Source organism: Cupriavidus alkaliphilus (assembly GCF_900094595.1).
Taxonomy (GTDB): domain Bacteria; phylum Pseudomonadota; class Gammaproteobacteria; order Burkholderiales; family Burkholderiaceae; genus Cupriavidus; species Cupriavidus alkaliphilus.
In genome coordinates, this window is the sequence record NZ_FMAD01000007.1 from 151,684 (window position 1) to 165,456 (window position 13,773).

A 13,773-nucleotide genomic window follows, 5' to 3' on the forward strand; every position below is an offset into this window, starting at 1 on the left:
CAATCCGTTGTGTTGTCAGCTGCCCATGAGCGGGCGAGCGGCGCTTTGGCGCCCCGCCGCGCGGTCATGGCCGGCCTGGAGAGATTCATGCATCCGATGCTCAATATCGCCATCAAGGCGGCCCGCAAGGCGGGATCCATCATCAACCGCGCGTCGCTCGACGTCGATCTGGTGCGCGTCTCGCGCAAGCAACACAACGATTTCGTTACCGAGGTGGACCGCGCCGCCGAAGCCGCGATCATCGAGATCCTGCGCACGGCCTACCCGGAACACGGCATTCTAGCGGAAGAGTCCGGCCAGTCCTGGACCGAAGAAGAAGCCACCCACGAGTACACCTGGGTCATCGACCCGCTCGACGGCACCACCAACTTCATCCACGGCTTTCCCCAATACGCGGTCTCGATCGCCCAGCTGCACCGCGGCACGCCGGTGCAGGCGGTGGTCTACGACCCGACCCGCGACGAGCTGTTCACCGCCACCAAGGGCGCCGGTGCCTTCCTCAACAACCGCCGCATCCGCGTCACCCGCCGCGACAAGCTGGCCGACTGCCTGATCGGCACGGGCTTCCCCTTCCGTGACCTGGAGGGCGTGGAAGAGTACCTCGAGATCTTCGCGCTGATGACGCGCAGCTGCGCCGGCCTGCGCCGCCCTGGCGCCGCCGCGCTGGACCTGGCCTACGTCGCCTGCGGCCGCCTCGACGGCTTCTTCGAGCGTGGCCTGCAGCCGTGGGACATGGCCGCCGGCATGCTGCTGATCACCGAGTCGGGCGGCCTGGTCGGCAACTACGCCGGCGAGCCGCGCCAGCTGGAACAAGGCGAAGTGCTGGCCGGCAACCCCAAGGCCTTTGCCCAGATGGTGCGCCTGCTGTCGCCGTACTCGCTGGACAACGCCAAGCCGAGCGCCAGCCCCAGCGCCGCCTGACCCTCGCAGATGGCCTGAGCGGCCATGCAGGCAAGCACGCCCGCCGCATTCCGGCGGGCGTTTGTTTTTCCCGGGCCCGCAAGCCCTTGCATCCCGCCTTGCGGCCTCGTCTCATTCCCCGGCGGGCCATGATCCTGGTCAAGGCCGCGCCGCCCTGCGCTCACCAGAATGAATCCATGCGCCACGCCATGTGCGCGCGGATCCAGCTACAGGAGAGCCAGCATGTTTCCCGAGTACCGCGACCAGATCACCGCCCTCAAGACGCAGGACGCCCGCTTTGCGCGGCTGTTCCACCGCCACAATACGCTCGACCAGGAAATCCACAACATGGAAGCGGGCCTGGTACCTGCGTCCACCTTCGAGATCGAGCGGCTGAAAAAAGAGAAGCTGCTGCTCAAGGACCAGCTCTACCAGATCCTGCGCCGTGCCACCGCCTGACCGGAGGCGCGCAGATGACCGATCGCGACACCCTCCCCACCCGTACCCCCACCGCAACACGGCCCCGCGCCACCGCCAGGGGCGATGTACTGCCCACCCGTTCGGCGCTGTCGGCCCAGCGCAATGAAGTGGACAGCGCCATCGAAGCCGCGGTGCAACTCGCGGCAAGCGGCATGCAGGACATCCTCGCCAGCCAGGCCGGCGATGGCAGCGGCATGATGGGCGCCATCCGCACGCTGCTCGACGGCCTGGCGCCGGACGAGGCCGCGCAGCTGCGCAGCCTCATACTCGAAGGCGACCCGGCTGCCTGGCAGGCCGGCCGCCAGCGCCATCCGGACGATGAGCTGTCCGCCGGCTGGCGCGAAGGCGCGTACCCGTACCAGAACCTGATGTCGCGGCGCAATTACGAGAAGCAGAAGTACCGCCTGCAGGTGGAACTGCTCAAGTTCCAGGCCTGGGTGCGCGAGACCGGCCAGCGCGTGGTGATACTGTTCGAAGGCCGCGACGCCGCCGGCAAGGGCGGCACCATCAAACGCTTCATGGAACACATGAACCCGCGCGGCGCCCGCGTGGTGGCGCTGGAAAAGCCCACCGAAGGCGAACGCGGCCAATGGTATTTCCAGCGCTACGTGCAGCACTTGCCGTCCGCGGGCGAGATCGTGCTGTTCGACCGCTCCTGGTACAACCGCGCCGGCGTCGAGCATGTGATGGGCTTCTGCTCGACGCGCGAATACCAGGACTTCCTGCAGCAGGCGCCCGATTTCGAGCGGCACCTGGTGCGCAGCGGCATCCACCTGTTCAAGTTTTGGTTCTCGGTCAGCCAGAAGGAGCAGCGGCGGCGCTTCCGCGAGCGCGAGATCCATCCGCTCAAGCAATGGAAGCTCAGCCCGGTCGACGTCGCCTCGCTCGACAAATGGGACGACTACACCCGCGCGAAGGAAGCAATGTTCGCGCATACCGATACCGCCGATGCGCCCTGGACCGTGATCCGCTCCGATTGCAAGAAGCGCGCGCGGCTCAATGCGCTGCGCTACATCCTGTCGCGCTTTCCCTATGCCAACCGCGACACCACCGCGATCGGCCAGCCGGATCCGCTGATCGTCGGGCGCGCGCTGGCCAACTGAACGCGGCGCCGAAGCGCGGACGCTACCCGCTGGCGTCCGCTCCGCTTCGCGCCCTTGCCTCCACACAACAGAAAAGGAACCCATGTTCAAGCACATCCTGCTCCCCGTCGACGGCTCGGAGCTGTCGCACCAGGCCGTCTCCGCCGGTATCCAGTTCGCCCGCACCGCCGGGGCACGGCTCACGCCATACATGTGCGTGGAGAGCTATCCCTATGTGCTGACCAGCGACAGCTCGCACGAAAAGCGCGACGCCTACCAGCAGCGCGTCGAAGCCGAGGCGCGCCAGGAACTGTCCAAGGTCGAGTCCGCGGCCGCGCTGGCCGGCGTGCCGTGCAGCGGCCACGTCTCCAGTGCTTCGGCGCCGTACCAGGGCATCATCCATGCCGCTCGCGACCTGGGCTGCGATGTCATCTTCATGGCCTCGCACGGCCGCCGGGGGCTCAGCGGGCTGCTGCTGGGCAGCGAAACGCAGAAAGTGCTGACCCATAGCGACATCCCGGTGCTGGTGTTCCGCTGATCCGGGGCCGGCGCGGCGGTCTGCGGCCCTTCGGCGGCAGCACCGTGCTGTACCATATCGCCCATAATCGAAAACGCCCCTTCGTGCCGCGGCCACAGGCCGCCGGACCAGCGCCCGGCCCGCCCCCGCGGGGGCGCTTTTCTTCGGCACGCAAGGTGCGCTCGGCGCGGATCGGGCGGCACGACGCAAGCCCACCGCCAGACAGGCTAAATGGCAATGGGATTGCAGAAGAAAACCGACCCTGAACAGGCACAGGCAGACGCCGCAGGCAGCCGCCACACGCCCATGATGCAGCAATATTTGCGCATCAAGGCGGACCACCCCGACACCCTGCTGTTCTACCGCATGGGTGACTTCTACGAACTCTTTCATGACGATGCCGAAAAGGCCGCGCGCTTGCTCGACATCACGCTGACCGCGCGCGGCTCGTCGAACGGCGTGCCGATCCGCATGGCCGGCATCCCCTTCCACTCGGCCGACCAGTACCTGGCGCGGCTGGTAAAGCTGGGCGAGTCGGTGGCGATCTGCGAGCAGATCGGCGACCCCGCCACCAGCAAGGGGCCGGTGGAGCGCAAGGTGGTGCGCATCGTCACCCCCGGCACGCTGACCGACGCCGCGCTGCTGCCCGACAAGGCCGATACCTTCCTGATGGCAGTGCACCAGCAAACCACGCGCCGCGGCGTCAGCAAGACCGGGCTGGCGTGGCTGAACCTGGCCAGCGGCGAGCTGCGCCTGATGGAATGCGAAGCGGCGCTGCTGGGCCGCGAGCTGGAGCGCATCCGCCCGGCCGAGCTGCTCTATGCCGATGGCATCGAACTGCCCGCGCTGGCGTGCGCACGCACGCGCCTGCCGGAATGGCATTTCGACCAGGACGCCGGCACGCGCCGGCTGCGCGAGCAGCTGGGCGTGGCCAGCCTGGACCCGTTCGGCTGTGCCGGGCTGGGCGCCGCGCTGGGCGCGGCCGGCGCGCTGCTGAACTACGCCGCCACCACGCAGGGCCAGTCGCTGCGCCATGTGCAGGGCGTGAAGGTCGAGCGCGAATCGGAGTATGTCGGACTGGATTCCGCCACGCGGCGCAACCTGGAACTGACCGAAACCCTGCGCGGCGGCGAGTCGCCCACGCTGTTCTCGCTGCTGGACACCTGCTGCACCGCCATGGGCAGCCGCGCGCTACGCCACTGGCTGCACCACCCGCTGCGCGACCCGGCGGTGCCGCAGGCGCGCCAGCAGGCCATCGGCGTGCTGATCGACCAGGGCACCGACGCGCTGCGCGCGGCGCTGCGCCGGCTGGCCGACGTCGAGCGCATCACCTCGCGGCTGGCGCTGCTCAACGCGCGCCCGCGCGACCTGTCGTCGCTGCGCGATACGCTGCGCGCGCTGCCCGAGGTGCAGGCCTGCCTGCGCGACGACCAGGGCAGCCTGCTGCTGGTGCAGACCCTGCAGGACCTGGCCGTACCGCAAGACTGCCTGGACCTGCTGGTGCGCGCTGTGGCCGAAGAGCCCGCCACCGTGGTGCGCGACGGCGGCGTGATCGCCCGCGGCTTCGATACCGAGCTCGATGAGCTGCGCGATATCTCCGAAAACTGCGGCCAGTTCCTGATCGACCTCGAAGCGCGCGAGCGCGCGCGCACCGGCATTGCCAACCTGCGCGTCGAATTCAACCGCGTGCACGGCTTCTATATCGAGGTCACCAACGGCCAGGCCGACAAGGTGCCCGACGACTACCGCCGCCGCCAGACCCTGAAGAACGCCGAGCGCTACATCACGCCCGAGCTCAAGGCCTTCGAGGACAAGGCCCTGTCGGCGCAGGACCGCGCGCTGGCGCGCGAGAAGCAGCTCTACGATGGCCTGCTGCAGGCACTGCTGCCGCATATCGGCGAGCTGCAGCGCGTGGCTGGCGCGCTGGCGCGGCTGGACGTGCTGGCGGCACTGGCCGAGCGCGCGCAGACGCTGGACTGGTCGGCGCCGGAGCGCGTCGCCGAGAACGTGGTCGACATCGTGCAGGGCCGCCATCCGGTGGTCGAGGGCCAGCTCGCGGCGGAGTCGGTGGCGTTCATCGCCAACGACTGCCAGCTCAACGAGGCGCGCAAGCTGTTGCTGATCACCGGCCCGAACATGGGCGGTAAATCGACGTTCATGCGCCAGACCGCGCTGATCGTGCTGCTGGCATGCGTCGGCGCCTATGTGCCGGCGCGGCGGGCGGTGATCGGGCCGATCGACCGCATCTTCACCCGCATCGGCGCCGCCGATGACCTGGCCGGCGGGCGCTCGACCTTCATGGTCGAAATGACCGAGGCCGCCGGCATCCTGCACCACGCCACGCCGGCATCGCTGGTGCTGATGGACGAGATCGGCCGCGGCACCTCGACCTTCGACGGCCTGGCGCTGGCGTGGGCCATCGCGCGCCATCTGCTGTCGCACAACCGCAGCCATACCCTGTTCGCCACGCATTACTTCGAACTGACCCAGCTGCCGCAGGAGTTTCCGCAGGCGGCCAACGTGCACCTGTCGGCGGTCGAGCATGGTGATGGCATCGTGTTCCTGCACGCGGTGCAGGACGGCCCGGCCAGCCAGAGCTACGGCCTGCAGGTGGCGCAACTGGCCGGCGTGCCGCAGCCGGTGATCCGCGCCGCGCGCAAGCACCTGGCCTGGCTGGAGCAGCAATCCGCCGATGCCACGCCCACCCCGCAGCTCGACCTGTTCGCCGCGCCGCCGACGCCGGACGGCGACAACGCCTGGGACCACAACCCTGCCGCCACGGCCGCCTCCGCCCCCGCGCTGGCGCCGGAGCAGGCAGCAGTGATCGACGCGCTGGCCGACATGGATCCGGACACGCTGACCCCGCGCGCGGCGCTGGAGGCGCTGTACCGGCTCAAGGCGCTGGCGGGCGAGGCGGTCGATACGGCATGAAGGCGCTGCGCCGGGCCCTGCCGACCCTGCTGCTGCCATGGCTGTGCCTGGCCGCGATGGCGGCGGCCGCGCCGCAGGCGCTGGCGGCGCGGGCACCGGCCAAGCCGCAGGTGGTGCGCGTCGCGCTGGTCGCCGACCTGCCGCAATGGCCCGCCGCGGAAGCCAATCTGGCGACGCTGCTCGACCACTTCGCCGAGCGCAAGCTGAACCTGGTAATCCATGCCGGCGGCATCAAGGGCGATACGGAGTCATGCAGCGATGCGGTGCTCAGCAGCCGCCAGCAGTTGCTGAACCAGTCGCCGCTGCCGCTGATCTACGTGCCGGGCGAAACCGACTGGTCCGAATGCAGGCTGCCGGTCAACGGCAGCTTCGACCCGGTCGAGCGGCTGAGCCGGCTGCGCGAATTGTTCTTTCCGGAAGACGCCACGCTCGGACGGCAGACGCGGCCGCTGGTGCGGCAATCGGACCAGGCGCTGTTCCGCAGCTTCCGCGAGAACATGCGCATCAGTGTCGGCGACGTGCTGATCGTCGGCCTCAACGTGCCGGGCGACAACAACCACTACCGCGACGAAGGCGGCCGCAACAGCGAGTTCGAGGACCGGCGCGAAGCCAACCGGCAGTGGCTGGCGCGGGCGTTTTCGGTGGCGCGCCAGCGCGGCCTGAACGGCATCGTCGTGGTGGCCCATGCCGATCCGCATTTCGCCAACGGCTGGGAGAAGAAGGGACGGCCTACGCTGCTCGACGGCTTCATGCGCCATCGCACGCGCGACGGCTACCTCGAATTCAAGCGCCAGCTGCGCGACCTCAGCGCGCGCTTCAACGGCCAGGTGTTGCTGGTGCACGCCGCCGGCAGCGGCGCCGACAACGGCTTCGGCATCGACAAGCCGCTGCGCGACGCGGCCGGCAAGGTGCTGCAGAACTTCACGCGCGTGTCACTGCCAGCCAGCTCGATCTCGCAATGGGCCGAACTGGTGATCACGCCCGCCGCGGCGTCGCCGTTCGCGGTGGTGCTGAAGGCTGCCCCGGCACCGAACTGACGCGCGCGCCAAAGCAAAAAAGCCGGCAACGGCCGGCTTCCTGTAGACAGCACTGCAAGCAAAGGCTCAGTGCAGCGTGCGAGGGGTATCGTCGTCCTCGTCTTCGTCCACCACTTCAACGCCCGAGGCGCCGTGGGCGTGGCCATGCTCGACTTCCTCGGCGGTGGCTTCGCGCACCTCCGAAACCTTCAGCCAGAAGCGCAGCGCCATGCCGGCCAGCGGATGGTTGCCGTCCAGCACGACCTTGTCCTCGGCCACGTCGGTCACGGTGTAGATGACGGAGTCTTCTTCGTCGCCGTCCTCGGGCATGCCTTCGAACTGCATGCCGACTTCGAGCGGCTCGGGAAAGCGGTTGCGCGGCTCGACCTTCACCAGGTCGGCATCGTAGTCGCCGAACGCATCTTCCGGCTCCAGCTGCAGCTGGGTCTCGAAGCCGGTGTCATGGCCGTCGAGCGCTTCCTCGATCTTGGGGAACGTGCCATCATAGCCGCCGTGCAAATAGACCATGGCTTCATCTGACTCCTCGATCAGATTGCCTTGCGCGTCCGATAGCTTGTACATCACGGACACCACCGTGTTCTTAGCGATTTTCAATTCTTGACTCCATGAACGATTCCGCATTATACGCGCAGGCCCTGCCCCCTGGCCCCGTCGATCCAGACACTCCGCTCGACCTGCTTGGTGGCATGACGCCTGCTGCATTCATGCGGGATGTCTGGCATCGCAAGCCCATGCTCATTCGACAGGCGGTGCCGGGAATTGTGCCGCCGGTGTCGCGCGATGCGCTTTTCGATCTCGCCGATCGCGACGAGGTCGAATCGCGCCTGGTGACGCACTTCCGCAACCGCTGGAAGCTCGCGCATGGTCCATTTGCGCGCGAAAACCTGCCCGGCGTCAAGACCCGCCAGTGGACCTTGCTGGTGCAAGGCGTCAACCTGCACGATGCCGCCGCGGCGGAACTGATGGGCCGCTTCCGCTTCGTGCCCGACGCGCGCCTCGACGACGTGATGATCAGCTACGCCACCGACGGCGGCGGCGTGGGTCCGCACTTCGACTCGTACGACGTGTTCCTGCTGCAAGTCTCGGGCCGGCGCCGCTGGCGCATTTCGTCACAGACCAGCCTCGAGCTGATCCCCGACATGCCGCTGAAGATTCTTGCCGACTTCAGCGCGGAACAGGAATGGGTGCTGGAACCGGGCGACATGCTGTACCTGCCGCCGCAATATGCGCACGATGGTATTGCCGAGGGCGAATGCATGACCTGCTCGATCGGTTTCCGTGCGCCCGCCTATCGCGAATTGGCCGGCCACTTCCTGGCCTGGCTTTCGGAAACGGTGGAAGACAACGAGGATCTCGGCGGCCGTTATGCCGATGCCGGCGAGCGTGCCGCGACGCGTCCCGCGCAATTGCCGGCCGGCATGGCCAAGGCGGTGGCAGAACGGCTCAAGTCACTGCAATGGAACAGCCAGATGGTGTCGGAATTCCTCGGCAGCCATCTGTCCGAGCCCAAGCCTGGCGTTGAATTTGCAGAGATCGCTGACATGCCGTTGCGCCGTTATGCGACACTGGCGTCCCGGCATGGGGTGGTGCTGGCGCCGGCATCGATTGCGCTTTACGACCGGGCCAATTTCTTCCTGAATGGAGAAGCCTACGAGCCGCCGGCCGAATTGATGCCGTGGCTGAAGAAGTTGGCCGATAATCGGCAGCTTAGTGCCCAGGAGGTTGGAAACTGTGCCGATCTGCCCGATCTGATGGAAACATTCCATCACTGGACCCTGGAAGGATGGTTGCAATTGGGGCCGCGGCTGTAATAATGCGTAACATTGCGAATCAGCAAATTTCGGCGCTACACAAGCCGGGAAAACGCGGATATAATCGTTGGCTGGCTAGTACTGTGGACCACTGCATATGTCGGCACCCGGGAGGGCCTAATTTTGCAGTTCAAGAGCGATAATTACCGGTAATTATTCATCGCCTGTTTTTCGTTATTACAAGTTAAAGGACGAACAATGAAGAAGTCTCTCCTGATCGCATCGCTGCTGGCCGCTGTTGCTCTCGCTGCTTGCGGCAAGAAGGAAGAAGCTGCCGCCCCGGCCGCTGACACGGCTGCTCCGGCTGCTACCGCTCCTGCTGCTGAAGCTTCGGCTCCGGCTGCTGAAGCCCCGGTCGCTCCGGCTGCTGACGCTTCGGCCCCGGCTGCTGACGCCTCGGCTCCGGCTGCTGACGCTTCGGCTCCGGCCGCCAAGCAGTAATCGGTTCCTGACCGATAAAAAAACCGGCCTTCGGGCCGGTTTTGTTTTTGGGGCACGCCGTCGCGCGGCCCCTGCCGCCTCGGGCCTCGGGCCTCGGGCCTCAGGCCCGCACCGCCTGCCACGCCAGGCCTTCTTCCTGATCCGCCACCAGCACTTCGCTCGGCCTGGCGCCCAGCGCCGCCGCCAGCGCGCCGGTGGCCAGTTCACGCGTATTGTTCTGCTTGCTCAGGTGGGCCGCCACCACGCGGTTCAGCCCGTCATGGGCTACCTGCGCCAGGATGCTGGCCGCCACTTCGTTGGCCAGGTGGCCGAAGTCGCCGCCGATGCGCCGCTTGAGCGAGGCCGGATAGACCGAATTGCGCAGCATCTCGCGGTCATGGTTGCATTCGAGCACCAGCGCATCGACGCCCGCCAGGCGCGCGGTTACGTAAGGTGTTTCCATGCCCGCATCGGTCAGCACGCCCAACCGTGCCTGCCCGTCCGACAGCACGAACTGCACCGGCTCGCGCGCGTCGTGCGGCACGGTATAGGGCAACACGTGCAGGCCGCCGATGGCAAAGCCATGGTCGGCGCAGCAGACCCGCACGTCGGCCACGTCGGCACCGCGCAGGTGCGAGGTGGCCAGCCAGGTGCCATAGCTGGTATAGACCGTCAGGCGATGGCGCGCGGCAAAGGCATAAGCCGAACCGACATGGTCGCCATGCTCGTGCGTGACCAGCACGGCGTCGAGCTGGTCCGGCGTGACGCCCAGGCGCTCCAGGCGCCGGGCGGTCTCGCGGATGCCGAAGCCGCAGTCCAGCAGCACGCGCGTGGTGGTGGTGTCTTCGCGGGATTCGATCAGCAGCGAGTTGCCCTCGCTGCCGCTGCCGAGGAAGGCGAAGCGCATCATGGCCGCGCCCTCCCCGCCAGGCACCGGCCAGGACGGCCGGTCGGCAAGCCAGCAATCATGCGCCGGCTCAGTGCAGTTGCTCGTCGATCAGCGACAGGATGCGCTTGCCGACTTCGCCGTTCTCCGGCTGGCCGGCGTCGTTGAGCACCGTCACCAGCGTGCCGCTGCCCGTGCCCTTGAGCGAGACGCGGTACTTCTTCGCGGTCTTGGGATCGTCCGGCTTGGTGAACAGCTTGGAGAAGAAGCCGCGGTTGTCGACCGTGTTGCGCGGGTCGACATAGCGCACGAAGTACAGCCCTTGCGCGCGATCGCGGTCTTCGACGGTAAAGTTGACGCGGTCCAGCGACAGCCCCACCGAGCGCCAGGCGCGGTCGAACGGCTCGGGCAGCTGCAGCGCCGGGGCGCCGTTGACCTGGGCCAGGTACGACTTGTTCGGCGCGGCGCCATCGGTGCCGGCTGTGGCCCCCGCTGCGGCAGCGGTGCCGGCGGCAGCGCCCGCCGCCGCCGCGGCATTGCCGGCCGGCGCCGGGTTCTTGGCCATGCGGTCGGCCTGCTCCTTCTGCACGCCCAGGCGCTGGGCCAGGCGCGACAGGAATTCGGCTTCCAGTTCAGGATCGGCCGGGCGCGGGGTCCAGACCGTGCTGGACTTGTCGATGCCGGTCAGCTGTTCCTGCGCGCCGCGGTGGCTGATGAAGACTTCCAGCGTGCCGTTCTGTGCGCGCTCGACGCGGGTGCGGAACTTGTCGCGCTCCGAGGTCGAGTACAGGCCGTCGAACACCTTGCCGATGGTGTTGCGGATGATGTCCTGCGGGATCTTGGCGCGGTTCTCGGCCCAGTCGGTTTCCATGATGCCGGTCTCGGGCGAGTCCTGCACCAGCAGGAAACCACTCTCCTGCCAGAAGCCGCGCAGTTGCTGCCACAGCTGGTCGCCGCGCATGCCATTGCTGATCACCAGCCAGCGCTGGTTGCCGTCGCGCTCCATGCGGATGCCCTGCGCCGACGGCAGCACGTTTTCGGTCGGCGATTGCTCGCGCACCTTGGTGGCCTGGCTGTAGGTCGACAGCGTCGAGGTGCCGTTGGCATCGGGCACCGAGTAACGGCGGTCGCCTTCCAGCTTGGTCAGGTCGGGCGGCACGTCCAGCGTGGGCGTGCGCTTCGAGGCCGACGACTTGTAGTCGATCTTGTCGGGCTGCATGGCCTCGTTGAGGCTGCTGCAGCCGGTCAACACACCGGCGGCGAGCACGGGCACAACCAGGGCGGCGCGGCGGACTTGCGTCGCGCCGCGGCGGTTAAGCTTCAGTTTCATTGACACGCAATCCTAATAGATAAGGCGGACAGCAGGACGCCGCGAAGAATCAGGCCAGCAGGCCGGCGGCGGCCAGTGCCTTGCGTACATAGTCGTGGTTGCCCTCGGACAGCGGGGTCAGCGGCAGGCGGATACCGCCTGCCATCTTGCCCATCTGCTGGAGCGCCCACTTGACCGGGATCGGATTGGCTTCGATGAACATGGCCTGGTTCAGCCCGATCAGTTCCATATGCAGGCGGCGCGCGGTCACGACGTCGCCCTTCAGTGCCGCCGCGCACATCTCGTGCATCTTGCGCGGCGCCACGTTAGCGGTCACCGAGATATTGCCGTGGCCGCCCAGCAGGATCAGCGCCACCGCGGTGGGATCGTCGCCGCTGTAGATGGCGAAGCCTTCCGGCGCGCCCTTGATCAACTGCGCGGCACGGTCGATGTTGCCGGTCGCTTCCTTGACGCCGACGATGCCCGGCACCTGCGCCAGGCGCAGGATGGTCTCGTTGTTCATGTCCGCGACCGTGCGGCCGGGGACGTTGTACAGCAGCACCGGCAGGTCCACCGCCTCGGCGATGGTACGGAAATGCCGGTACATGCCTTCCTGGGTCGGCTTGTTGTAGTACGGCACGACCTGCAGCGAGGCATCGGCGCCCACCTTCTTGGCGAAGGCGGTCAGCTCGATCGCTTCCTTGGTGGAATTGCCGCCGGTGCCCGCGATGATCGGGATGCGCTTGCCGGCCTGTTCGACGGCAACGCGGATCAGTTCGCAGTGCTCCTCGACGGTCACCGTCGGGGACTCGCCGGTGGTGCCCACGATCACGATGGCGTCGGTGCCTTCGGCAACGTGCCAGTCGACCAGTGCGCGCAGGGCCGGGAAGTCCAGGCTGCCGTCCTCTTGCATCGGGGTGACGATGGCAACGATGCTGCCGGTAATCTGTGTCATAACGTTAGGGAATTCGGGATGCGAATAACGGGATTGTACCGGAACCGCAGGCCGCTTCGACCGCTGCCCGGACAGGGGTTGATACCAACTGTTTCAACGCATGCGGCGCCGTTTGCGCCGACACCGCGGCGCGCCGCTCAGGGATCGAGCCGGTAGCGTGGCGGCGCGGCCGCACCGGCCGCCGGCGCCGCCTCGCGCACCGCACATAGGCGCTGCACGAAGGCTGTTTTCGGCACTTCGACCACGCCGTCCTCGTAAGCCACCACGCGCAGCCCATGGGCGCGCGCGACCTCGAGCAGCTCGCCGGGGCGCAGCAGGAAATCCGGCCGCGACGGCTTGCCCACGGTCTCGTTGCCGGCGGCGAAGGTTTCGTAGATCCAGCAGCCACCCGGCGCCAGCGCGGCCGCCAGGTGCGGCCACAGCGGCCGATGCAGGTAGTTGGTGACGACGATGGCGTCGAACGGCGCCGCGCCGGCCAGCGGCCAGTCGCCCTGCTCCAGGTCGGCCACGCGCCCGGTGACGCCGGCGGGCAGGCCGGCGATGGCGTCGGCATCGCGGTCGACCGCCAGCACCTGGTGGCCGCGCTCCGCCAGCCAGGCGGCATGGCGGCCACCGCCGCAGGCCAGGTCCAGCACCCGTGCGCCCGGACGCAGCAGATGCGCCCAGCGCGTGACCCAGGCGGAGGGCGCGGCAAGGCCGGCATGCGACAGCGTCATGGCAGCCCCTGTCAATTGAGCAGCAGCACGATCGGGCGCAGCAGCAGCTCGATCAGGGACATCAGCACATTGACCACCGGCGTCATCCAGATGGTGGTGATCACCCCCGCGGCCACCAGCGCCAGCACCACGAAAATGCCGTACGGCTCGATGCGCGACACCGCGCGCGCAATACCCTGCGGCAGCAGCGCGGTCAACACGCGCCCGCCATCCAGCGGCGGCACCGGGAACAGGTTGAAGGCCGCCACCACCAGGTTGACGCGCACGCCGGCCAGCGCCATCTCGCCGAAAAACGGCTCGCGCACGCCGCCCCAGGTCAGGCCGATCGCCAGCAGCACCCACACGAAGGCCTGCACCACGTTGCTGGCCGGGCCCGCCAGCGCCACCCACATGCCATGCCAGCGCGGGTTGCGCAGGCGCTCGAACACCACCGGCACCGGCTTGGCGTAGCCGAACACGAACTGGCCGCTGGTCATGATGTACAGCAGCAGCGGCACGGCGATGGTGCCGATCGGGTCGATATGGCGGATCGGGTTCAGGCTGACGCGCCCGAGCGCATAGGCCGTGCTGTCGCCGAACAGCTTGGCCACGTAGCCGTGCGAGGCCTCGTGCAGCGTGATCGCGAACAGCACCGGCAGGGCATAGACCGCGAAGGTCTGGATAAGGGAGGAATCCATGAGCGCTATTGTAGCGGCCCGCCGGCGCCCGGGCGCACGCTGGTGCACCCGA

Annotated in this window: 14 protein-coding genes; 8 read left to right on the forward strand and 6 right to left on the reverse strand. The window is 67.8% G+C overall.

Features of this window, described 5'->3' with window-relative positions; genetic code table 11:
• Positions 1-87 precede the first annotated feature (87 nt).
• From GA0116996_RS16400 to GA0116996_RS16425, 6 genes are all read left to right on the forward strand, one after another.
• Positions 88-921, forward strand: a complete 834-nt coding sequence (locus GA0116996_RS16400; protein ID WP_092313741.1) for an inositol monophosphatase family protein — start codon at positions 88-90, stop codon at positions 919-921.
• 222 nt (positions 922-1,143) lie between these two features.
• Positions 1,144-1,359 (forward strand): HP1242/YdcH family protein, encoded by a 216-nt coding sequence (locus GA0116996_RS16405; protein WP_018006865.1) that lies wholly within the window; start codon positions 1,144-1,146, stop codon positions 1,357-1,359.
• Between the two features lie 14 nt (positions 1,360-1,373).
• A complete protein-coding gene (ppk2, locus tag GA0116996_RS16410) occupies positions 1,374-2,483 on the forward strand; it encodes a polyphosphate kinase 2 (protein WP_092313743.1) in 1,110 nt (369 codons plus the stop codon).
• A gap of 82 nt (positions 2,484-2,565) precedes the next feature.
• Positions 2,566-3,000 (forward strand): universal stress protein, encoded by a 435-nt coding sequence (locus GA0116996_RS16415; RefSeq protein ID WP_092313746.1) that lies wholly within the window; start codon positions 2,566-2,568, stop codon positions 2,998-3,000.
• A gap of 216 nt (positions 3,001-3,216) precedes the next feature.
• Positions 3,217-5,910 (forward strand): DNA mismatch repair protein MutS, encoded by a 2,694-nt coding sequence (gene mutS / locus GA0116996_RS16420; protein WP_092313749.1) that lies wholly within the window; start codon positions 3,217-3,219, stop codon positions 5,908-5,910.
• Entirely contained in the window at positions 5,907-6,947 is a 1,041-nt protein-coding gene (locus GA0116996_RS16425; protein WP_092313752.1) for a hypothetical protein, read from the forward strand. The genes mutS and GA0116996_RS16425 overlap by 4 nt, the downstream gene beginning before the upstream one ends.
• A gap of 66 nt (positions 6,948-7,013) precedes the next feature.
• Here GA0116996_RS16425 and GA0116996_RS16430 read toward each other — a convergent pair whose 3' ends face one another.
• Complete coding sequence (locus GA0116996_RS16430) at positions 7,014-7,541, reverse strand: FKBP-type peptidyl-prolyl cis-trans isomerase (protein WP_025582242.1); 528 nt, start codon at positions 7,539-7,541, stop codon at positions 7,014-7,016.
• Positions 7,542-7,552: 11 nt separating this feature from the next.
• Between GA0116996_RS16430 and GA0116996_RS16435 the strand changes: the two genes are divergently transcribed.
• A complete protein-coding gene (locus GA0116996_RS16435; RefSeq protein WP_183299489.1) occupies positions 7,553-8,758 on the forward strand; it encodes a cupin domain-containing protein in 1,206 nt (401 codons plus the stop codon).
• Positions 8,759-8,956: 198 nt separating this feature from the next.
• A complete protein-coding gene (locus GA0116996_RS28510) occupies positions 8,957-9,199 on the forward strand; it encodes a hypothetical protein (RefSeq protein WP_092313758.1) in 243 nt (80 codons plus the stop codon).
• A 100-nt stretch (positions 9,200-9,299) separates the two neighbouring features.
• Here the strand turns inward: GA0116996_RS28510 and GA0116996_RS16445 are convergent, their stop codons facing one another.
• The 5 genes from GA0116996_RS16445 to GA0116996_RS16465 all read right to left on the reverse strand — a co-directional run bounded on the left by GA0116996_RS16445 (position 9,300) and on the right by GA0116996_RS16465 (position 13,721).
• A complete protein-coding gene (locus GA0116996_RS16445) occupies positions 9,300-10,088 on the reverse strand; it encodes an MBL fold metallo-hydrolase (RefSeq protein WP_092313761.1) in 789 nt (262 codons plus the stop codon).
• Positions 10,089-10,155: 67 nt separating this feature from the next.
• Positions 10,156-11,394: an outer membrane protein assembly factor BamC gene (gene bamC / locus GA0116996_RS16450; protein WP_092313764.1), complete on the reverse strand. Its 1,239-nt coding sequence runs from the start codon at positions 11,392-11,394 to the stop codon at positions 10,156-10,158.
• Between the two features lie 49 nt (positions 11,395-11,443).
• Positions 11,444-12,328, reverse strand: coding sequence for a 4-hydroxy-tetrahydrodipicolinate synthase (dapA, locus tag GA0116996_RS16455; protein WP_092313767.1), 885 nt, complete (start codon positions 12,326-12,328; stop codon positions 11,444-11,446).
• Between the two features lie 137 nt (positions 12,329-12,465).
• Entirely contained in the window at positions 12,466-13,044 is a 579-nt protein-coding gene (locus GA0116996_RS16460; RefSeq protein ID WP_092313770.1) for a class I SAM-dependent methyltransferase, read from the reverse strand.
• A gap of 11 nt (positions 13,045-13,055) precedes the next feature.
• A complete protein-coding gene (locus tag GA0116996_RS16465) occupies positions 13,056-13,721 on the reverse strand; it encodes a site-2 protease family protein (RefSeq protein WP_012352471.1) in 666 nt (221 codons plus the stop codon).
• Positions 13,722-13,773: the final 52 nt, after the last annotated feature.

What these genes read in the sequence shown, in the direction of transcription:
- GA0116996_RS16400 (WP_092313741.1), top strand. Translation starts at nt 88, where the DNA reads ATGCATCCGATGCTCAATATCGCCATCAAGGCGGCCCGCAAGGCGGGA.
- GA0116996_RS16405 (WP_018006865.1), top strand. Translation starts at nt 1,144, where the DNA reads ATGTTTCCCGAGTACCGCGACCAGATCACCGCCCTCAAGACGCAGGAC.
- ppk2 (WP_092313743.1), top strand. Translation starts at nt 1,374, where the DNA reads ATGACCGATCGCGACACCCTCCCCACCCGTACCCCCACCGCAACACGG.
- GA0116996_RS16415 (WP_092313746.1), top strand. Translation starts at nt 2,566, where the DNA reads ATGTTCAAGCACATCCTGCTCCCCGTCGACGGCTCGGAGCTGTCGCAC.
- mutS (WP_092313749.1), top strand. Translation starts at nt 3,217, where the DNA reads ATGGGATTGCAGAAGAAAACCGACCCTGAACAGGCACAGGCAGACGCC.
- GA0116996_RS16425 (WP_092313752.1), top strand. Translation starts at nt 5,907, where the DNA reads ATGAAGGCGCTGCGCCGGGCCCTGCCGACCCTGCTGCTGCCATGGCTG.
- GA0116996_RS16435 (WP_183299489.1), top strand. Translation starts at nt 7,553, where the DNA reads ATGAACGATTCCGCATTATACGCGCAGGCCCTGCCCCCTGGCCCCGTC.
- GA0116996_RS28510 (WP_092313758.1), top strand. Translation starts at nt 8,957, where the DNA reads ATGAAGAAGTCTCTCCTGATCGCATCGCTGCTGGCCGCTGTTGCTCTC.
- GA0116996_RS16445 (WP_092313761.1), bottom strand. Translation starts at nt 10,088, where the DNA reads ATGATGCGCTTCGCCTTCCTCGGCAGCGGCAGCGAGGGCAACTCGCTG.
- bamC (WP_092313764.1), bottom strand. Translation starts at nt 11,394, where the DNA reads ATGAAACTGAAGCTTAACCGCCGCGGCGCGACGCAAGTCCGCCGCGCC.
- dapA (WP_092313767.1), bottom strand. Translation starts at nt 12,328, where the DNA reads ATGACACAGATTACCGGCAGCATCGTTGCCATCGTCACCCCGATGCAA.
- GA0116996_RS16460 (WP_092313770.1), bottom strand. Translation starts at nt 13,044, where the DNA reads ATGACGCTGTCGCATGCCGGCCTTGCCGCGCCCTCCGCCTGGGTCACG.
- GA0116996_RS16465 (WP_012352471.1), bottom strand. Translation starts at nt 13,721, where the DNA reads ATGGATTCCTCCCTTATCCAGACCTTCGCGGTCTATGCCCTGCCGGTG.